This is a genomic window from Streptomyces sp. NPDC059456 (assembly GCF_042750055.1).
GTDB lineage: Bacteria > Actinomycetota > Actinomycetes > Streptomycetales > Streptomycetaceae > Streptomyces.
In genome coordinates this window covers 19,164-38,387 of sequence record NZ_JBHYVA010000001.1, presented here as the reverse complement: position 1 = coordinate 38,387, position 19,224 = coordinate 19,164, and the positions used below count along the sequence as shown (strand labels likewise).

Annotated in this window: 24 protein-coding genes; 23 read left to right on the top strand and 1 reads right to left on the bottom strand. The window is 67.9% G+C overall.

Features of this window, described 5'->3' with window-relative positions; translation table 11 throughout:
• Positions 1-16 precede the first annotated feature (16 nt).
• From ACFXA3_RS00230 to ACFXA3_RS00120, 23 genes are all read left to right on the top strand, one after another.
• A complete protein-coding gene (locus ACFXA3_RS00230; protein ID WP_385179752.1) occupies positions 17-1,393 on the top strand; it encodes a phage portal protein in 1,377 nt (458 codons plus the stop codon).
• Positions 1,390-2,457, top strand: a complete 1,068-nt coding sequence (locus ACFXA3_RS00225) for a hypothetical protein (protein ID WP_385179749.1) — start codon at positions 1,390-1,392, stop codon at positions 2,455-2,457. The genes ACFXA3_RS00230 and ACFXA3_RS00225 overlap by 4 nt, the downstream gene beginning before the upstream one ends.
• Before the next feature lie 49 nt (positions 2,458-2,506).
• Positions 2,507-3,046 (top strand): hypothetical protein, encoded by a 540-nt coding sequence (locus tag ACFXA3_RS00220; RefSeq protein WP_385179746.1) that lies wholly within the window; start codon positions 2,507-2,509, stop codon positions 3,044-3,046.
• Positions 3,047-3,101: 55 nt separating this feature from the next.
• Positions 3,102-4,046 carry a phage major capsid protein gene (locus tag ACFXA3_RS00215; protein WP_134075318.1) on the top strand — a complete coding sequence of 315 codons (945 nt, stop codon included), beginning with the start codon at positions 3,102-3,104 and terminating at the stop codon, positions 4,044-4,046.
• Between the two features lie 28 nt (positions 4,047-4,074).
• Positions 4,075-4,482, top strand: a complete 408-nt coding sequence (locus ACFXA3_RS00210; RefSeq protein ID WP_385179743.1) for a hypothetical protein — start codon at positions 4,075-4,077, stop codon at positions 4,480-4,482.
• An 11-nt stretch (positions 4,483-4,493) separates the two neighbouring features.
• Positions 4,494-4,721, top strand: a complete 228-nt coding sequence (locus tag ACFXA3_RS00205) for a hypothetical protein (RefSeq protein ID WP_385179740.1) — start codon at positions 4,494-4,496, stop codon at positions 4,719-4,721.
• A gap of 18 nt (positions 4,722-4,739) precedes the next feature.
• Positions 4,740-5,324, top strand: a complete 585-nt coding sequence (locus ACFXA3_RS00200) for a hypothetical protein (RefSeq protein WP_385179737.1) — start codon at positions 4,740-4,742, stop codon at positions 5,322-5,324.
• Positions 5,321-5,728 (top strand): DUF6093 family protein, encoded by a 408-nt coding sequence (locus tag ACFXA3_RS00195; RefSeq protein ID WP_385179734.1) that lies wholly within the window; start codon positions 5,321-5,323, stop codon positions 5,726-5,728. Before ACFXA3_RS00200 ends, ACFXA3_RS00195 begins: the two co-directional genes overlap by 4 nt.
• Positions 5,725-6,117, top strand: coding sequence for a hypothetical protein (locus ACFXA3_RS00190; RefSeq protein WP_385179731.1), 393 nt, complete (start codon positions 5,725-5,727; stop codon positions 6,115-6,117). Before ACFXA3_RS00195 ends, ACFXA3_RS00190 begins: the two co-directional genes overlap by 4 nt.
• 26 nt (positions 6,118-6,143) lie before the next feature.
• On the top strand, positions 6,144-6,518 hold the full coding sequence (locus tag ACFXA3_RS00185; RefSeq protein ID WP_385179728.1) for a hypothetical protein: 375 nt from the start codon (positions 6,144-6,146) through the stop codon (positions 6,516-6,518).
• Positions 6,519-6,530: 12 nt separating this feature from the next.
• Positions 6,531-6,863, top strand: a complete 333-nt coding sequence (locus tag ACFXA3_RS00180) for a hypothetical protein (RefSeq protein WP_385179725.1) — start codon at positions 6,531-6,533, stop codon at positions 6,861-6,863.
• Between the two features lie 62 nt (positions 6,864-6,925).
• Positions 6,926-7,405: a hypothetical protein gene (locus tag ACFXA3_RS00175; RefSeq protein WP_385179722.1), complete on the top strand. Its 480-nt coding sequence runs from the start codon at positions 6,926-6,928 to the stop codon at positions 7,403-7,405.
• Positions 7,405-7,923: a hypothetical protein gene (locus ACFXA3_RS00170; RefSeq protein WP_385179720.1), complete on the top strand. Its 519-nt coding sequence runs from the start codon at positions 7,405-7,407 to the stop codon at positions 7,921-7,923. Before ACFXA3_RS00175 ends, ACFXA3_RS00170 begins: the two co-directional genes overlap by 1 nt.
• A 38-nt stretch (positions 7,924-7,961) precedes the next feature.
• Complete coding sequence (locus tag ACFXA3_RS00165) at positions 7,962-8,228, top strand: hypothetical protein (protein WP_385179717.1); 267 nt, start codon at positions 7,962-7,964, stop codon at positions 8,226-8,228.
• Between the two features lie 18 nt (positions 8,229-8,246).
• Positions 8,247-11,723 (top strand): phage tail tape measure protein, encoded by a 3,477-nt coding sequence (locus tag ACFXA3_RS00160; protein ID WP_385179714.1) that lies wholly within the window; start codon positions 8,247-8,249, stop codon positions 11,721-11,723.
• A gap of 13 nt (positions 11,724-11,736) precedes the next feature.
• On the top strand, positions 11,737-12,606 hold the full coding sequence (locus ACFXA3_RS00155) for a phage distal tail protein (protein WP_385179711.1): 870 nt from the start codon (positions 11,737-11,739) through the stop codon (positions 12,604-12,606).
• A gap of 9 nt (positions 12,607-12,615) precedes the next feature.
• Entirely contained in the window at positions 12,616-13,653 is a 1,038-nt protein-coding gene (locus tag ACFXA3_RS00150) for a hypothetical protein (protein WP_385179708.1), read from the top strand.
• The gene (locus ACFXA3_RS00145) at positions 13,653-14,729 is read left to right on the top strand and encodes a hypothetical protein (RefSeq protein WP_385179705.1); all 1,077 of its coding nucleotides are present in this window, start codon (positions 13,653-13,655) and stop codon (positions 14,727-14,729) included. Before ACFXA3_RS00150 ends, ACFXA3_RS00145 begins: the two co-directional genes overlap by 1 nt.
• A complete protein-coding gene (locus ACFXA3_RS00140; protein ID WP_385179702.1) occupies positions 14,729-15,451 on the top strand; it encodes a hypothetical protein in 723 nt (240 codons plus the stop codon). The genes ACFXA3_RS00145 and ACFXA3_RS00140 overlap by 1 nt, the downstream gene beginning before the upstream one ends.
• 9 nt (positions 15,452-15,460) lie before the next feature.
• Positions 15,461-15,616: a hypothetical protein gene (locus tag ACFXA3_RS00135; RefSeq protein WP_385179699.1), complete on the top strand. Its 156-nt coding sequence runs from the start codon at positions 15,461-15,463 to the stop codon at positions 15,614-15,616.
• A 50-nt stretch (positions 15,617-15,666) separates the two neighbouring features.
• The gene (locus tag ACFXA3_RS00130; protein WP_385179696.1) at positions 15,667-16,506 is read left to right on the top strand and encodes a hypothetical protein; all 840 of its coding nucleotides are present in this window, start codon (positions 15,667-15,669) and stop codon (positions 16,504-16,506) included.
• A gap of 3 nt (positions 16,507-16,509) precedes the next feature.
• On the top strand, positions 16,510-16,890 hold the full coding sequence (locus ACFXA3_RS00125; protein ID WP_385179693.1) for a hypothetical protein: 381 nt from the start codon (positions 16,510-16,512) through the stop codon (positions 16,888-16,890).
• Positions 16,891-17,314: 424 nt separating this feature from the next.
• Positions 17,315-17,689, top strand: coding sequence for a hypothetical protein (locus ACFXA3_RS00120; RefSeq protein ID WP_385179690.1), 375 nt, complete (start codon positions 17,315-17,317; stop codon positions 17,687-17,689).
• Positions 17,690-17,996: 307 nt separating this feature from the next.
• Here ACFXA3_RS00120 and ACFXA3_RS00115 read toward each other — a convergent pair whose 3' ends face one another.
• The gene (locus tag ACFXA3_RS00115; RefSeq protein ID WP_385179687.1) at positions 17,997-19,085 is read right to left on the bottom strand and encodes a tyrosine-type recombinase/integrase; all 1,089 of its coding nucleotides are present in this window, start codon (positions 19,083-19,085) and stop codon (positions 17,997-17,999) included.
• Between the last annotated feature and the right edge of the window lie 139 nt (positions 19,086-19,224).

The following is a 19,224-nucleotide window of genomic DNA, read 5'->3' as shown; positions in this document are numbered from 1 at the left end:
ACCGAGAGGGGGCCAGATGCCTCAGCCCCCTGCCGTCCAGTCGCCGGAGTGGTGGCGCGACCGCCTGTACAAGCAGTTGTGCGAGCGCTCGAAGGCCACGGAGATCTTCGATCAGTACTACGAGTGCGAGCATCGACTGCCTCATCTGCACGAGAAGGCCCGGGAGCCGTTTCGGCGTCTTCTGCGCATGTCGCGGGCGAACTACTGCGAGCTGGTTGTCGATGCGTTCGTGGGTCGCCTTGAGGTTTCCGGCTTCCAGTCGGACGTCGAAGGTGACGCCGACGAGCAGGCCTGGGCGCTGTGGCAGGACAACAATTTGGACGGCGGCAGCCAGCTGGCGTTCCTTGAGGCAGCGATCCGCGGCAACTCGTATCTCATGGTGTCGCCGGTCAAGGGCGGCGGATATCGGATCACTCCAGAGCACCCGACGCAGGTCATCATTGCCTATCGGCCCGATGCGCCCGGCGAGGCTGCAGCAGCCTTGAAGTTGTGGATCGACGACTGGACTGGCCTGCTCTGTTGCACGCTCTACCTGCCAGACAAGATCTACAAGTTCCAGGCCCCGGAGCCGAGGAGCGGGGAGTCCCCGCGCTGGACGCGCCGCGAAGTGGCTGGTGAGCAGTGGGGTGGCAAGAACGCCCTCGGCCAGATTCCATTCGGGGAGATCGCGAACCGGCCGCGGATGCTCAAGGCGGGCGCATCCGAGCTCCAGTCGGTGATCGGCATCCAGGACCGGATCAACAAGACGATCGCCGACCGCATGATGACGCAGGAGGCGGCTGCGTTCCCGGGGAAGTGGGCGACGGGCCTGGAAATCCCCGTGGACGACAACGGGCAGGAGATCGAGCCGTTCAACGTCGCGGTGAACAAGATCCTGATAGCCGAGGATGCCAGCGCGAAGTTCGGTCAGTTCGCGGCTGCCGACCTGACCGGATATCTCAAGGCGAAGGAGGCCGATGTCCATGACATTGCCGCCATCACTTCAACGCCGCCTCACTACCTCCTCGGCTCGATGGTCAACCTGTCCGCCGAGGCCCTCAAGGCTGCTGAGGCCGGCCTGATCCACAAGATCTACCAGCGGCGCCGGTTCCTGGATGAGGGGCTGGAGCGAACGATGCGGCTGGCGGGGATCGCATCGTCACAGGCCCGCATCGTCTGGAAGTCGCCCGAGTGGCGGACTGAGGGCGAGCTGGTAGATGCCTTGGTCAAGATGAGTACTCTCGGCGTTCCCCGCGAGGTGCTCTGGGAGCGCTGGGGTGCGACGCCCCAGGAGATCGAGCGCTGGCGTCAACTCGGCGAGGACTCCCTGCAGCGGGCACTGTCTGGCGACTTGGCCGCGGAGTACGGCCCTAAGCCGCCCGCTGATGCGGCGACTGCCGCGGTCGGGGCATGAGCGGTTCCGAGGGTGCTCTGGAAGTCGCTGCAGCGCAATACGAGCGCCAGCAGCGGATCGTCCGCCGGACAGCCGAGCGGGCGCAGGCGGTTTGGCGCAGGCTACGTCTGGCGGATGTGGAAGGGTCCTGGCAGGCGGTCGTGGCACCCAGTCTGCTCGTGTCTGTCACTGCGGGGCAACAGGAGGCCGCCTCTCATGCTGACGCCTACGTCGCTTCGATCATCACGGCAGACGGTCTGAACTCGGACCCTGCTGGGAAGGTGGCGGCGAGCCGCTTTGCCGGCGCGGCGGCAGACGGACGCCCCCTGAAGTCGCTCTTCTATGAGTCGGTGCTTGAGGCGCGCTGGCTGGCAGAGGAAGCGGATGTGTCTGACGTCGAGGCGATGATCGGCGGCCTGGAGAAGCTCCTCAAGGCCGTAGCGACCGAGGTCGCCGATGCCGGACGTACCGCAACCGGGGTGTCCATAGCGGGCAACCGGACCATTCAGGGCTACATACGCATTGCGTCGGCCCCTTGCTGCGCGCGGTGCGCGATCTTGTCGGGCAAAGAGTTCGGGTGGAACACCGGCTTTCAGAGACACCCGCGCTGCGACTGCATCCACATGCCAGCCACCCTCGTCGCGCGCAACAGCCTCCGCCGAGGGCACTTGGACCGGGCGGAGATGTTCCCCACGACGGGGCGAGGCGGCCCCCGGGGCATCGTGGACGCGAACAAATACTTCGAATCCCTGTCGCACGCTGAGCAGAACCGGATTTTCACCAACGCCGGAGCGCAGGCCATCCGTGACGGGGCCAGCATCTCCAGCGTCGTGAACGCGCGCCGCGGCATGTACACCGCTTCCGCGTATGGGCGCACCGTGCGAGCCTCGCGCGACTCGGCCACCCGCCGCGGCTCCTGGTTCCGCCAGGAACGCCAGCGCGCCATCCAGCGCGGACTCGTGCCTCGTTCAGGGCAGGGGTTCCGGCTCATGAGCCCCCGGCTTCGCCCGGAGGAGATCTACCGCCTGGCCAGCAGTCGAGACGAGGCGATCGTCATGCTGCGGCGCTTCGGCTACATGACCTGACCTCGGCGCAAGGCCGCTGGTCGCCCATCCCGCAACGGGAGAGATCAACATGTCTGAACCGTCTACCGAAACGCCCCTCGCTGACGCCGAGACTGGCGAACAGGACACCGCACTCGAACCGGAGAGCGGCGCGCCCCTTGGCCCGGCCGGCGAGAAGGCCCTCGACGAGTGGAAGCGTCGAGCCAAGGAGGCCGAGCGGGCCAGCCGCGAGCAGGCCAAGCGCCTGCAGGCCATCGAGGACCGCGACAAGACCGAGGTCCAGAAGGCCTCGGAGCGAGCCGAGAGTGCGGAAAAGCGCGCCGCCGCAATGGCCCAGCGCACCGTCCGCGCCGAGGTGCGGGCCCTCGCTGCGGCCACGTTCGCGGATCCCTCCGACGCTGCAGCGTTCCTGGACCCCAGCGACTTCGTGGACGACGACGGCGACGTCGACACCAAGAAGGTCGAGAAGGCCCTCGCGGAGCTCCTCAAGCGCAAGCCACACCTGGCCAAGGAGCAAGCGCCGCCCTCCTTCGATGGCGGAGCCCGCACGACGGCAGGTGCGCCAACCGACATGAACGCCCTGATCCGCCAGAAGGCGGGGCTCGGCTGATCCATCTCCGGCAGGGCGAGGTCCGGCCGGCTACGAGAAATGAGAGGGCCGGACCATGGCCTACACCAACCTGACCTCGCGGACGGACGCCCAGGCGCTCATCCCGGAAGAGGTCTCCAACGAGATGCTCGGCAAGGCGCTTGAGCAGTCCGCCGTGCTGTCCCTGTTCCGCAGGGTCCCGGTGGGTCGGGCACAGGTCCGCTTCCCGGTGCTCAGTGCCCTGCCGACGGCGTACTTCGTCGGCGGTGACACCGGTCTGAAGCAGACGACCGAGATCAACTGGGCGAACAAGTTCCTCAACATCGAGGAGATCGCCGTCATCATGCCGGTCCCGGACAACGTCCTGGCCGACGTGGACGCCAACATCTGGGACGAGGCGATGCCCCTGATGACGGAGGCGATGGGCCGAACCCTGGACGCGGCGACGTTCTTCGGTACCAACGCTCCTTCTTCGTGGCCGACGAACATCGCCTCCGCGGCGACCGCCGCCGGCAACAACGTCACCGCCAACTCGGCGGCCACGGCCGGCGCGTTCTTCGGCGACATCGACAACGGGTACGGGCTCGTCGAGGCCGACGGATACGAGGTGACCGGATTCGTCGGCGCAACCTCGGTCAAGTCCAAGCTGCGCAAGTCCCGCGACTCGCAGGGCCGCAAGCTGGACGAGTCCCGTGTCGCCGGGAACCTCATGTCGATCGATGGCCTTCCGGTCGTCTACCCGATGCGCGGCCTGTTCGGCACGGGATCCGGCTCGCCGACCCTGTTCATGGGCGACTGGAGCCAGTTCGTCATCGGCGTCCGCCAGGACATCACGATGAAGATCCTCGACCAGGCCGTCATCCAGGACAACACGGGCGCCATCGTCTACAACCTGGCCCAGCAGGACATGACCGCCATCCGCCTGACCTTCCGCGTGGGCTGGCAGGTCTCCAACACGATCAACAACGACCAGCCGACCGAGGCGAACCGCTACCCGGTCGCCCGCATCGACCTGCCGTAATCGACCGCGTTCCACAAGGAGAGTTCCCATGCCCGACACCGCACCTCTGCAGCGGGTCCTGGAGCAGGACGTCGCTCCTGTGTCCACGGCCGGCAACGACCTCGACAGCGTCATTTCCCAGGCGCCATTCGACTGCACCGTAACCAAGGTCGAGTTCGTGCCGGTGGCTGCGATCACCGGCGCCAACACGAACACCCGATCCGTGACCCTCTTCAACAAGGGCGCGGCCGGCAGCGGCTCGACCACCGTCGCCACCCTCCAGTTCGACTCAGGCGTAAACGCCTCGGCGAACGACGAGAAGACGATCACGCTCTCTGGTACCGCCGCGAACCTGGACCTGACGGCCGGCGACACGCTCCTGTGGCGGTCCCTGCACGTCGGCACCGGAATCGCAGACCCGGGCGGCCTCGTCCGCGTCACCGTCACTCGCCGCTGAGGAGCAGACCCATGGCAGAGCGCAAGAGCACCCAGCCGCAGGACGCGGCACAGAAGGAAGTACAGAAGGCCGTCGACGAGGCGGAGAGCAAGGGCTACCTCGGCGTCGAGGTCGACCCCACGCCGGACGACCACTACACCGTCGCTGGCGTGCTCGCAGGCAAGCCGACACCCGAGACCGACGCCGAGCACGCCCGGAAGATCCGGCAGCAGCTGGACGACGACGCGCGCGCTCGCTGACGAAGGGAGGCGGTCGCCGTGGCGCTCCCGGCTTTCGCAACGGCGGCCGACCTGGCTGCTGCCACCCAGCGTTCCGACCTCGATTCCGCGTCCGCGGATCTGGCTCTGGCGTCCGCCTCGGCGGTCATCAGGCGCTGGACCCGTCAGTCGATCACCCTGGTGGAGGGTGACGTGGTCACCCTGCGGGTGCTGGACGAGCGTGAGCTCGTGCTCCCGCAGCGGCCCGTCGTCTCTGTTTCTCAGGTGCGAGTGAACGGCCTGGTCCTGCAGGACTGGGTGCTCTCGGTGGATCGGCTGCTTCGTGCGGGCGGCTGGCGTCACCTGCCCGGCACCACGACCTACCCGGACCCGGGACTGGTCGAGGTCACTTACACGCACGGCTACGCCGAGGTGCCCGACGAGGTACGGGCCGTCTGCCTGGACCTGGCGGCGGTCTCCGTCACGAATCCGGGCGGGCTGCGGGAGAGCGAGCGGGCGATCGACGACTGGCGGCAGCGGGACGTCTACGCGGCCGAGACCCTCGGTTCTGGCGTCCTCTCGCAGGCTCACCGGGAGATGCTCTCCGGGTACCGGCGGCGCATCGGAACGGTGGGGCTGCGGTGAGCGCCCTCGACGCCGTTCTAGCCGCCGGCCGCCTGGCCGCGCTGGAGTTGCAGCGGGAGACGATCACGCTGTACCGGCCCGGCGACGACGGTTTCGACTGGGATGCCGGCACTGACAGTCCCGCGGCGGCGACGGTCATCTACTCGGGGCCTGCCCGTGTGAAACCGGCGGCGCAGTCCCGGGGTGAGGAAGTCGACGCTGGTGAGGCCAACGTCACGCTGCGGGAGTACACCGTGTCGGTGCCGTGGGGCACGACGGTCAGTCAGCTGCCGGTCGTGGGCGACGTCATGGATGTGTCGGCGTCGCCTGATGCCCGGATGGTCGGCCTGCGTCTTTGGGTGACGGGTCTCCAGTACAGCTCGACCGCCACGGCGTGGCGCATCACTGTGGAGGATCGGTCATGACGGCAGATGTTCGCGCGCTGGTGCAGCTCGCCGTGGTCCTCGAGCGCAGCGTCCCCGAGGCGGAGCGGAACATGGTCGCGGTAGTCACCCGCGGTGCGCTCAACGTCAAGAACGGTTGGCGCGCCAACGCTACTGCCACAGCGCCTCCGCACGCCCGCCTGTATCCGTACACGATCAACTACGACATCAAGCCCATACCCGGCGGCGCCGAGGCGGAGATCGGCCCGGACCGATCGATGAAGAGGCTGCAGGCCTCCTACGGGGCGATCCTCGAATTCGGGTCGGTGAACAATCCGCCCCACAACGATGGCGGTCGGGCGTTGCAGGTCGAGGAGCCTCGTTTCGTGGCGCAGGTCGCTGCGATCGCCGACCGGCTGGGGCGCCTGTAGTGGCGGCCCCGGACATCAAGCCCCACGTGGATGCGATCGTCGCGGCTCTTGCTGGGGGCGGCCTGACTGTGGGGGACGGCGTGGCCCCGGCATCCGTCCCCTCGACAGGCATTTTCGCCGTCGTCTATTTCGATCCGGGCCAGTCGCTCACCGAGTCTCTCGCCGACCAACGGACCAATTTCTCGCTGTCCTTCCAGGTCACATGTGTGGGCCCTACGCCGGAGAAGTGCCGGTGGGCCGCTCACCGGGCCCGGATGGCGCTCTATGCGCCCCTGGCCGTGGCTGGCCGTACCGCGTGGCGGCCGGAGGAGCTGGGCGGGCCGCCGATCCAGCGCGACGACGACGTCTCCCCGCCCCTCTACTACCTGCCGGTGCAGTACCGGCTGCAGTCCACGTCCTGATCGGAGATTCCCATGGCGCTCCTCGCGCAGCAGGTCGTCGCCCTGAGCGGCCTCGCTCCTACCTACTCGGCTGCTGCCGCCTCGACCACGGTCCTGTGCGGCGACCGGTCGTTCCTGCACGTCAAGAACACGAACGGCTCGTCGATGACCGTCACGCTGACGGCGACGGCCAGGGTCCGCGGCCAGCTCGCGGCGGACGTGGTCATCACGGTGCCTGCTACGACCGGCGACAAGATGATCGGCCCGATCACCAGCGATCTCTTCGCTAGCGCGGCCGACGGCATCAGCTGCTCGGTCACGTACTCCAGCACGACCAGCGTCACCGTCGCCAGCCTGGTCATCTGACCCTCACCCGAGCCCCGCTCTGCCCCGCCTGACGGGGCCTTTTTCATGCCCTGGAGGGCCCCATGTCTGACCTGATCAGCGACGGCAAGACCCGGGTGGTCTGGGTGTCGTCCATCAGCAACATCAACGCGCCGACCACGACGGAGCTGAACGCTGGCGCGGACTTCACTCAGCGCATCACCCCGGACGGGCTCAAGCTCGACCCCAGCACCGCGGACGTCGACACGTCTTCCCTGGCCAGCACCTTCGACACCAAGACCGTGGGTCGGGTCGGCTTCTCTGTGGAGCTGACGTTCAAACGCGGCTCGACGGGCGGCGAGGATCTGCCGTACACCACCCTCAAGTACGGGGTGTCCGGCTACCTTGCGGTCCGCCGTGGCGTCGACTACGCCACCGCCTGGGCGTCGGGCCAGAAGTGCGAGGTGTACCCGATCACCTGCGGCGAGCCGCAGAACAGCTCGCCGGCGGCGAACGAGGTCATGAAGTTCGTCTCGCAGATGATGGTCACCAGCCAGCCGGCGACGGCCGCGACGGTGGCCTGATGCCCGACATCTCCGAGATCCTCAAGGCGGCCAAGCGTCCCCAGAAGTCGGTCTTTCTATGCCTGGCCGGTGACAAGCAGGCCGAGTTGGAGCGGCTGGAGAAGGAACTGGCCAGCCTGGGCGACGCCTGGGCGCCGGGCAGTCTGGCCGAGACAGACCCGAAGAAGAAGCTGGCTGGAAGAGTCTCGGCAGCGCGCAAGGCCGTCCGTGACTCCGAGGTCGAATTCCGCTTCGAGGCTCTCGGAGCGAAGGCCTGGTCGGACTTGCTCGCTGCTCACCCGCCCAAGAAGAAGGGTGACGGATTCGACCCGGAGACGTTCGCCCCTGCCCTCATTGCCGCCTGCGCGATCGACCCGGTGATGACGGTCGAGCAGGTCGGGGAGCTCTTCGACGTCCTCAACCACGCCCAACGCGACACCCTGTGGCAAGGCGCCTTCGAGGCCAACACGGAGGCCACTGGGATCCCTTTCTCGTTGACCGCCTCCGGGATCCTGGACTCCCTCACCGCAGGGAAGTAGAGACGGCCCGGGCATGGGGGGTGCCCCGATCCGTCTTCATGGGGCGGGTCGTGGGGCCCGGGGAGCCGCTGTGGCTCGACGAGGATCGGGCCTGGGCTATGGCCCTCACCGAGGTCGAGCGGGATTCGTGCCCTGACTGTGGCCAGCCCTGGTCCGAGGCCAGCGCCCCCGAGAACGAGTTCGACTACGACGTCGCCCTGCTGCGCTGCCACGCATGCGCGGCAGGGGCCCGCAAGGCGCACGCCCACCAGGAAGCCGGTGGCGACGCCAAGGGCCTCCACATTGCGATCACGAAGCGGGGGTAGCACGTGGCCACTCGTACCGTGAATGTGGTCCTGACTGGCACGGCCACGCCCTTCATCAGCGCCACGCAGCAGGCGGCACGATCGGCGCAGGTGGCGGCCCGCGAGATCGAGACGTCGATGCGGGCGGCGACGAACTCGTCGTCCGCTGCCCTGCAGAACATGGCGAGGTCGGCGGAGGCGCAGGGCGCCCGAGCTGCGGCGAGCATGAACCGCACGGCCGCGGTCACTGAGTCGCAGATGCGGCGCGTGGGTGCGAGCGGCCGGGCCTCCCTGAACCAGGTGGGCACGGGCGCTGCCCAGGCTGCGTCGAGCATGGGCGCAGTGAACCGGGCCGCCGCTGTCACCGGCTCTCAGCTCACCCAGCTGGGCGGCCGCGGTACGGCTGGCGTCAACCAGCTGTCCGCTTCGCTCGGGCAGCTCTCATCACGCATGGGGGCTGTAAACACCTCGGCTGCGGTGACCGGCGCCCAGCTGACGCGGCTGGGGACTGGCGGTGCGTCCGCGGTCAACCTGGTCGCTGGCTCGTCGGCCCAGGCTGCTGCCAGCATGGCGGCGGTTTCCTCTGCGGCCACCGCGGCTGCTGCCAACGCCGGCCGGATCACGGGGGCGTGGTCGTCGGCTGCTGCGGCCATTGGTGGCGGCATGCGATTCGCCGCGGTCACGGTCGGTACGAGCATGGTCGAGGTGGCCAACTCGTCTACCAAGGCCCTCAAGGCAACCCAGGCGGCGTCTCTCGGCCTCGTCGCTGTCTTCGGTCTCGCTGCGGCCGCCGCGGCTCACTTCGAGAAGTCAATGTCGGAGGTGCGGGCCGTCACGGGCGGCAACGCCTCTGACATGAAGAAACTCTCCCAGGCCGCCCTGGACGCTGGTCAGGCCACTGTCTATTCGGCGACGCAGGCCGCGAACGCCGAGGCGGAGCTGGCCCGCGCAGGTATCTCGACCGCGGACATCATCGGCGGTGCACTGCGAGGCAGCCTCGACCTGGCGGCTTCTGGGCAGCTCGACCTCGGTGAGTCCGCCGTGATCGCAGCCCAGGCCATGAATGCCTTCAAGCTGAAGGGCTCCGACGTCGGGCACATCGCCGACGTTATCTCCGCCGGCGCCGGCAAATCGGCTACGAATGTGCACGCCATGGGGTTGGCCTTCCGGCAGGCGGCACTACTGTCGTCGCAGACGGGCCTATCGCTGGAGCAGACTGTCGGCACCCTGTCGCTCTTCGCCCAGAACGCGCTCATCGGATCGGACGCCGGCACCTCCCTCAAGGTCATGCTGCAGAGGCTCGTCCCCCAAAGTGACGAGGCTGCAGGGGCGATGAACGCTGTCGGCTTCAGCGCCTACGACGCGTCCGGAAACTTCATAGGCCTGAGCGCGCTCGCCGAGAACATGAAGACCAGCTTCTCCAAGCTCACTCCCGAGGCGCGCAATGCGGCCATGGCGACCATTTTCGGCAGCGATGCTGTGCGAGCTGCGACGATCCTGTACGAGGCTGGCTCTGCGGGTGTCGACCAGTGGGTTAGCTCAGTCAATGACGCCGGATACGCAACGCGTGTCGCAGCGACCATGACCGACAACCTCTCGGGCGACCTAGAGCGACTGAAGGGCGCATTCGAGACCGCGCTCATCAGCTCCGGATCCTCCGCGAACAGCGTCCTGCGGGAAATGGCTCAGGCTCTGACGAGTGTCGTCAACTGGTATGCGCAGCTTTCTCCGGGCGTCCAGCAGAGCGTCACGGTCATGGCCGGCCTCGTCGGCATCCTGGGCCTCGTCGGGTCCAGTCTGCTGCTGATGCTGCCGCGCATCATGGCCGTTCGGGCCGAGCTTGTTGCCCTGGGTGTCACGGCCAATACGGCCAAGACGGCGCTGCTTGGTCTCGGCCGGGCGACGGTCGTCCTTGCTTTCCTCGCGGCCGTCTCGTATGCCATGGAGAAGCTCGAAAACGCGATGAAGCCGGCGCCTGCCAACATCACTAAGCTCACCGCGTCCCTGCTGGAACTTGCTAACACCGGCAAGGCCACAGGGGAATTGTCCAAGCGTTTTGGTTCCGACCTTGATGATATCGGCAAGGCGGCCAAGCGTATTACCGATGCGGGCGCACTCGACTCGTTCAGCGACAAAATGTATTCCATCACCCACCTCGGCATGAGCGACTGGGGCCCGCTCGCTGAAGCCAAGGACAAGATGAAGGAACTCGACGAGACCCTCGTCAACATGGTCCACAATGGCGCGGTGGACGATGCAGCCCAGGCGTTCAATTCCCTTGCTGCTGCCGCGGAGAAGCAAGGCATCTCGACGGAGAAGTTCCGGAGCTTGATGCCTGGCTACAGTGCCGCCCTCGAGGAAACCAGCGTCCAGGGCAACCTGGCTGCCGCCTCCCAAAAGAAGCTCGGCGACTCCACTGCAATCACCGCCGACCAACTGGCAGACACCCGCACGCAGGCCGAGCGACTCAAGGACGCCCTGAGCGCCCTCAACGGGCTGAACATCTCCGCAGCGGAGAAGGAGATCGGCTTCCGGGCGAGCCTGAAGGATCTCTCCGACACGGTGAAGGAGACGGGCCACTCTCTCGACGTCACCACCGAGAACGGCCGGAAAGTGAAGGGCGCATTCCTTGATGCCGCTCAGGGGGCATTGGCGCACGCCCAGGCTGTCGGCGAACAGAAGAACAGTGTCGAGGCCGGCAACGCCGCCCTGGAGCAGGACATCGCAATCCTCAGGCGGCAAATGCTTGCCGCTGGCTTCTCGACCAGTGCCGTCAATGATCTGATCAACACCTACGCGCGGGTACCTACGCAGGTCACCACGGACATCAAGGCCGAGACAGCCAAAGCTGTATCTGACCTGCAGAACGTCCAGGGTGAGCTCCGCAGGACTAACGGCAAGTCGATCACCATCGACGCGCTCACCGCCCAGGCGGAAGCCAACCTGAAGGAGCTCGGCTTCAAGGTTGTCCGCCTGCCTGACGGGCATGTCACGGTCTACATTCCGACCGGCCCGCCCAGTGCCGCCATCAACGCTATTCAGGGCCGCATCAACGACATTCACGGCACCTCGGTAGGTGTCGGGGTGTTCCTGCGGGCTACGGCATCCGACCGGGACGCCAACGGCGTACCGGACCTGATCCAGGCCGCCCAAAAGGATGGCGGCCTGATCGCTTTCGCGAGCGGTGGTCACGTCCGTGGATACCCCACAGGCGGCGCCGTCCGCGGGCCAGGCTCGGGCACTTCGGATTCCATCCTCGCCCGCATCAGCAACGGCGAGTACGTCATCAAGGCCGCCTCAGTCCGCAAGTTCGGCGTGGCCATGTTCGACCAGCTCAACGCCGGACTGGTCCCGGCCAGCGGGTACACGGCTCGGCCGGCAGCACGCTTCGGCAGCCCGTCGGCGAGCGCGCCCAGCAGTCCGACGAGCAGCACGACGATCAACGTCAACGGCGCGGAACGGCCGACGGCCGCGCTCGCGGTGGAGATCGACCGCCACATGCGCATGTACGGATGAGAGGCGGGTGCCGATGTCGTACACGCCTGGCTCGAACCTCGGAGGGCGCCGAGTAGACCTTGGCGCCCTCGAGCTCGGGGCCGTAGACGATGCAGGTGTCGCCTGGCACCTGCAGGTCCTGGAGGGCTGGGATGGGCCTGACCAGCGCAGCGAGTACAGCGCACGCCAGGCCGACCACGGTGCATGGGCGTCGCCCGTGTACCTCAGCCAGCGCCCCATCGCTCTTGAAGGCAAGATCGAGGCACCAAACTTGTCGCTGCTGGATGCTGCATTGGAGCAGCTGCTAGCCGCAGTGGCCCTTACCGATACCACCCTGACCGTCTACGAGACGGTCCCCAAGCAAGCGACGGTGCGCCGCTCAGGGACGCCGCTGTGTAGGCAGCTCACGGACCGGGTCGCCGCCTACTCGATCGCCGTCACGGCGGCGGACCCGCGCCGGTACTCGACTGTCCTGCAGTCGCAGTCGACCGGTCTTCCCTCGGTGACGGGCGGCCTGACTCTGCCGATCACCCTGCCGATCACAATCAGCACCACCTCGACCGGCGGTTCCATCACCCTGTCCAACGAGGGGACGATCGCCACCAGGCCAGCCTTCACGCTGCTCGGGCCGGCCGCGTCACCGGTCATCACCGCCACCCGCCCGGACGGCACGATCTACCAGCTCGCCTACTCGCAGACCCTCGGCGCCGGCGACACGCTCGTCATCGACACCGCCGCGCACAGCGTGATCCTCAACGGCTCAGTGTCCAGGCGGCCATTTATCTCGGCTCAGCCGTCCTGGCCGGAGATCCTGCCCGGCTCCTCCCTCTCGGTCCGCTGGACTGCCTCCGCCTATGACCCCGCCGCACTGCTGACTGGGACCGCCCGGTCAGCCTGGATGTAAGGAGGCGACATGGTCGCGACCGATCCGCTGTGGCTGCCTGGCTTGAGCTACGACGAGACCGAGCTCCGCAAGATGTTCGCCCTGCTTACGATGGCCACCTCGACGGCGGGGATGGGTCGCGGTGGGGTTCGTCCCGGCGAGGCGGGTCTGGCAGTCTCTCTCGCTGGCACGACAGTGAACGTGTCGGCCGGTCCAGCCTTCGTAACCCGATCCGGTCAGGGCACCTACTTCGCGCAGATGGGGGCGACGTCTCCCGGAACACTGTCCGCGGCACACGCCACGCTGACCCGAATCGACCTCGTGTACCTGCGGGTGTGGGACAACGCGGTCGACTCCAGCGGCCTGACGAAAGCTGACACTGTACTGCTGACAGGCACACCGTCCGGTTCACCGGTTGCCCCGACGCCGGGCGCAACAGAGATCTATACAGTGCTGGCCACGATCACCGTGCCCTCGGTGGCCGGAGGCGGCACGGGCGCCGCGTCGGTCTCAACGACCGCGCGCCAGGTGACGGTCAGCCCCGGCGGGATTCTGCCGGTGACCTCCGCTGCAGACATTGCCCTTGCGGGCCTCTATGCAGGTCAGGCCCGATACAACACCGTCCGGAACGTGCTGGAGTTCTGGACCGGCTCGGTGTGGCAGGCTCAGGGCGACTGGGCGGCGTACACGCCGACGTGGGCCGGCGGCCTCGCGACGATGGGCTCGGCGGTCTCCAAGGGCCGATGGACTCGCATAGGCAACCGGGTCGAAGTCGTAGCGACCTTGAAGTGGGGTACCGGCTCGACACTCAATTCATCGAACGTAACGGTCACCCTGCCGACCACGGCGGCCACTGCCGCGGACATCGTCTGGCAAGGGGTTGGCTATTACTTCGATGGAGCCAACCCCTTCCATCCCCTGAATCCGGTGGTCAGCTCGGCCGGCACGACGATCACGCTGTACGCCCTCCGCCAGTCAGACATCGGCTACCAGTCCCCGGGCAGCCTCAGCTACGCCTGGGGATCCGGCGCCCTGATGACGCTGCAAATCTCCTACGAGGCGGCCTAGTGCCTGCGCTGGAGCTGGCCTGGTACGGCTGCGACCTGCATACGGGCCGTATCACGGACGAGCTGGCTGCGATCACTGCGCAGGGCTTGTCTCGCAGGCTGGGTGCTGCGACGAGTGCGAGTCTGGACCTGGCGCTGCCTGGGGCGCCGAGCGAGTGGGAGACGGCCACCGACCCGGGCCGCACGCTGCTCGTCGCGGTCGACACGCTGACCAGCACGCCGCTCTGGGCGGGCATCACCCTGACCCGGGCCGGCGGCTCCGCGAACGTGGTCCAGTTGGGGCTTGGCAGTCCGGAGGGATACCTGGACCGCCGCTACCCGGGCGCGTACTCCAATACCGCGGACGCCTCGACGGTGATCGCGGACCTGGCCGCGCCGATCGCCACCGACGGGTTGCCGATCACGTTCGATGTGACGGCAAGTGGCCTGACCCTCGACTACGTGTCTGTCGACACCGACGACAAGTCCATCTTGTCGTCGATTCAGACGATCACGGCGATGGAGGGTGCCCCGGAGTGGACGATCGACGTCGTCTGGGGCGACGCGGCGCACACCCAGTTTGCTCTGGTCATGCGGATCCGTCCGCAGATTGGCACCGTCAGCAGCCCGCAGGCGATCTTCGACATGCCGGGGTGCATCTCCGACTACACGCTCACCGAGTCCTACGAGTCCGGTAAAGGGGCGACGGTCGTGCAGGCGTCGGGGGACGGTGAGGGCGAGGTGCGGTTGCAGTCCGACGTGCAGATCGCCAGCGACCTGATCGCTGCCGGCTGGCCCCGCTGGGTCCACCGCTACAGTCCCGGCACCAGCGTCACGGACCTCGACCAGCTGAATGCGCACGCCGCCAGGACACTGGCGCTGCTACAGGCCGGGTCCCGGGCCTGGACGGTGAAGGCGGCAGCGTCGGCGGCACCGCGGCTCGGTACGGACTGGGTTCTTGGCGACAGTCTCGGCGTTGAGGTCAGCCCCGGCCGCAGCCTTCGTCATCCGCTCGGCATCACCCTCACGGGCCGCGCTTACGGCTGGGACCTGGACGTCGCCAGCGACCAGGTCTCTCCGATCCTGCTGGAGGACTGATGCCGAACCCGGCCGACCTCCTCCCGCCGTCCCCGTCGGATCTGTGGCGGGCTATCCGTGAAATCCGCCGCGACGTGCAGCAGTTCATGGCGGCCCGGCGTGCGGAGCGTATGGGCAACCTGCGCGTCTACACCTCGTCGGGGACGCTCATCCTCGAGACCGGGGCCCTGCCCGACACCCATGTCGACGGCTCCACGCAGGAGGGCATCCGTATCTACCGGGAGGATGGCTCCCTGGTGGCCTCGGTGGCCGCCCAGCCGTCGGTGACGGGCACGAATCAGCAGGCGTGGACGCTGTATGACCGGCAAGGTGTCGCCATCGTCGCCGATGATCCGGTGGCTGCCGGCGGCCTGGCCCGCCCTTACATCCCGGTGCATTTCGCACGGTCCTGGTACAACGACTGGGCGGGCACGAATAGCGGCTCGTTCGTCGACATCTACCAGACGACGATCAAAAAACAGCAGGCCATGTGCTACGTCATCCTGGCGCACACCAATGACGTCGCGGCTGCGACCGGCCAGGTGCGGATCACCGCCAACGGCAGCGTCATCTCCGGCTCGACGACGTCGACAAGCTTCAGCGTCACCACGACGACGATCGGCCCCTTCGGCCTGCCCGGCTCTCAACTCGCCGCCGTCGACCTCCGCGTCCAGGGCCGCATGGCATCCGGCACCGGCAACGTGCGCTGCGAGATCATCACCGCCTCCCAGATCCAGGCCTAGGAGACACCCGTGGGCACACCGCCCGACATGCCACCCGGCGCCCGCAACGTGATCGTGGACGAGCTGCCGATGCCCGTCAGCGAGCAGAACCCGCCCGACCTGCCGCCCATACCCGAGCCGCCCGAAAACCCGGACCCCGGCGGCGGCGCCACCATCGCCACCTGACCCCAGCCCCCGAGCCCACCGCCGGGGGCTCCCTCATGAAAGGCCCCCGCATGGGCGAGATATGGATCCCCGAGGCCGAACGCCTCGGCGACGGCGTCATCGCGGGCGCCGGAGCGATGGACACCCCCAACGCCCCGCCCCGCGTCGTCTGGCACACCACCGAGGGCAGCGCCGGCAGCAGCGCCGCATTCCACGGCACCGCCGACTACCTCATGGAAGAAAACTACGAGCCGCACATCCTGTACGACCCGATCACGGACCAGCTCGGCCAGTTCGGACCGCTCAACCAGTCCGCGAAGGCCCTGGTCAACGCCGGCAGCGTCCGCACCAACCGGACCGGCCGCGTCTGCATCCAGATCGAGGTCATGGCCAAGGCCGGCACGCCGTTCACCGGCTACTGGAAGCCCGGCCCGAACTTCGCCGCCCTGCTGCGGGCGATCCGCTCGTGGGGCGTTCCGGACGAATGGCCGGCCGGCCGCCTGGCCCAGTCGTACAGCGACGACTCGCCCCGCCCGCTGACGATCTGGCAGACCCGCGGCGGCCACTACGGGCACAGCAACATCCCCGGAAACGATCACTGGGACCCGGGAGCCATCGACAGGGCCGCACTCCTCGCGGCCGGAACCGCACCGGAAGGATTCGTCATGGACGCTGCCGCAGAAGCCTGGTTCGGCCAACTCAACGCGATGATGTGGGGCCTGAAGAACGACCTCGCTGCACAGCAGGCCACGGTCGCCAGCCTCGTCAAGCTCGTCGCCGCCGACAACGACCTCGACGCGGCGGCCGTCGGCGCAGCCGTGAAGAAGGCCGTCGCCGAGGCCCTCGCCGCCGGCACCGTCGACGTCGACGTCACCGTCCACGACAAGACCACCACTCCGAAGGCAGGCTGACCCATGAAGATCTTCGGCCGTGAACCGGCACTCATCCTCGGCTTCATCGCCGCCGCGGTCAGCCTCATCGGCTACCAGTGGAACGTCAGCGCCGGCACCCAGACCGCGATCAACACCGTCGCCGCCGGCGTCGTCGGCCTGGTCCTCGCCATCATGGCCAAAGCCGGTGCCTGGGCAGCCGCCCTCATGCAGCTTGCGCAGGCCGGCATGTCACTCTTCGTCGGCCTCGGCCTCAACTGGGATGCCGACAAGCAGGCCCTCGTCATGGCGACCCTCGCCGCCGGACTCGCCCTCTACCAGCGGACCCAGATCACCGCGCCAGTACCGTCGACCGCGCTCGAAGAGGGCAGTCCCATCCAGCCGCGCGCGCCGCAGGCGGTGTAGGTGAAGTGCCGTGCGGTCCGGCGGCTCAGGCGTCAGCTGGGCCGCCGCGGCACCATCCTCACGAGCTACGGACTCGTCTGGCTCCTGTACGGATACGGGCAACTGACAACTCCCCAGCCGGACCAGCGCGGGCTCGCAACAGCCCTGTCGCTCATGCCGCTCTCCGCATGGGGCTGGTGCTGGATAGCCGCGGGCATCGTGGCTCTTGCAAGTGCGTGGGCTCCGCCGGGCCGTGACGCTGCCGCCTTCATCGTGCTCCCACTCATCGTGGTGCCGTGGATGGTGTCGTACCTCGCCGCCTGGCTATCGGGGGGCTTCCCCCGCGGCTGGGTGGCAGCAGCCGTGTGGGCGGTGATTACCGTCCCGGTCCTCGTGGCAGCAGGGTGGCCCGAGCCGCCCCGCGCCAAGAAAGCGGAGCCACCCTATGAGTGCTGAAACGTGGGCGCAGGTCGGACTCACCGGCGCGGCAGCCATCGCAAGCGCCTTCGCCGGCCGGGCGGCCCGGAGGTCAAAGCGGCAGGAAAACCGCGACGACTTCACCGCGGTCAGTCAGCAGCAGGCTGCCGTCGTCGAGCAGCAGGGCAGAGCCATTGAGCGCCTCGAACGGCGGGTGGAACAGGGCGAGACGAAGGCCGCAGCCCAGCAGGAGCGTCTCGCCGAGAACGACGAGGCGATCGCCTGGGCCCTGGTCCGCATCCGGGATCTCGTCGCCTACATCCGCAAGTCCGGCGGGGAACCGCCGGCATCACGCCCCATGTCGGCCCGTGCAGCTCGCGTCCTCGAGCGCAGCGACGTGTAAGAACTGGAGTGCGATCAGCCCCCGCCCTCTGGGCGGGGGCGCTTTGCCGTATACCAGACGGCTCGTGCGGAGTACCGTGGCATCAACCTCACACGGGTGAGGGGCGCCCGGGTTGATCGCCGGACGCTACCCGACGACAGGCTGAAGAGCGGGATAAGGAGTGCACGCCCGGTCCCGGGGCGCGGCCTGGATCGCGAAGAAGCGGGGGATGGGTTCCCCGCGAGACTTGCCCCACCACTTCGGCGGTGGGGCTTTTCGCTGTCCCAGGGTCCGGAGCTGACCGCAGATAAGATGCCATATCTCCTGGTCAGGCACGGTACTGCGGCACCACGTCCGAGAACACAGCCTCTCCGGCGTCCACGTGGGCGGCGTTCCGCTGGCCCTTGTCCCGCCGGTTCCAGTAGCCGACCGTGGTGGCGGGGTTGTCGTGGTCGGCGAACGCCTGGACCTCGGCGAGCGGCACGTCGGCGTCGAGCATGTGCGTGATACGGCTGGCCCGAAGGACGTGCGGGGTCACCTTCCGGCCGGGCAGCACCTTGGCCCTTCGGCCGAGCCGCGCGACGAGGCGGGCCACGTCATGCCGGTCTAGCCGAACCCCTTCGGAGTCGAGCAGCAGCGGCCCCTCCGTGCGGCCTTCGGTGTGGGTGTCGAGCAGCTCGGCCACGGTGATGGGCAGCGGGAGCAGCCTCTCCTTCTCTTCCTTGCGGGTGAGGTCGATGTACGAGCGGCGCCCGCGCTCGACTCGGGCGCTCATGTCGGCGGCGCACATCTCGGAGACTCGGCCGGCGAGGGTGTAAAGCAGCCGCACGACGAGCTCATCGAATCCGTTCTCAGCCTGCGCGGCCAGGGCTTGGATCTCGTACAGCTCCAGCACGGGGGTACTGCGGGAGGTGTTGCCCTTGTCGACCTTGGGGCGGTCGTCCTGGGTGACGGGGTTCCTGGGCAGGCCCATCTTCTCTGCTGCGTAGGCGTGCAGGGAGGACAGGCTGTTGAGGTACCGGCCGATGGTGCTGCGCGGGGAACCTTGGGCTTCCATGCGGAGGCGCCAGGCTCGGATGTGGTCGGGGTTGAAGCAGCCGATGAAGTACCGGTCGTGTCCGAGTTCCTGGGCGTAGGCGGCCCAGACTCGGCGGATGTCGTCGGCGTAGCCCCGCTTCGTGTTGAGCGAGGCGCGCCGGGTGGAGGACAGCCAGTCCATCATCATCACGAACGTCTCGGGCGTGACTGCCTCGGCGAGGAGTTCGGCGCGCGGCCGGTAGATGCGCTCCTGGCCGCGGCGGGCGACCTGGACCATGCCGAGGTCGTCGATGAGCTTGCGGCGGACCGTCTCGAACAGGTCCGAGCCGGGCAGTGCCAGCGGCTGGGCGATCTGCTGAGCAGGCAACGAGGTGTCCATGGCTCTCCTTTCGTGGTTGGTACCCTGATGCGGCGGGGGGGGGGGGGGGGGGGGGGCGGGGGGGGGGCCTGCCGGGGGTACTGAGTGCGGCGGGCCGCCCGGCACTGAGCGCGTCGCTCACACAACCCAAACAACCCCA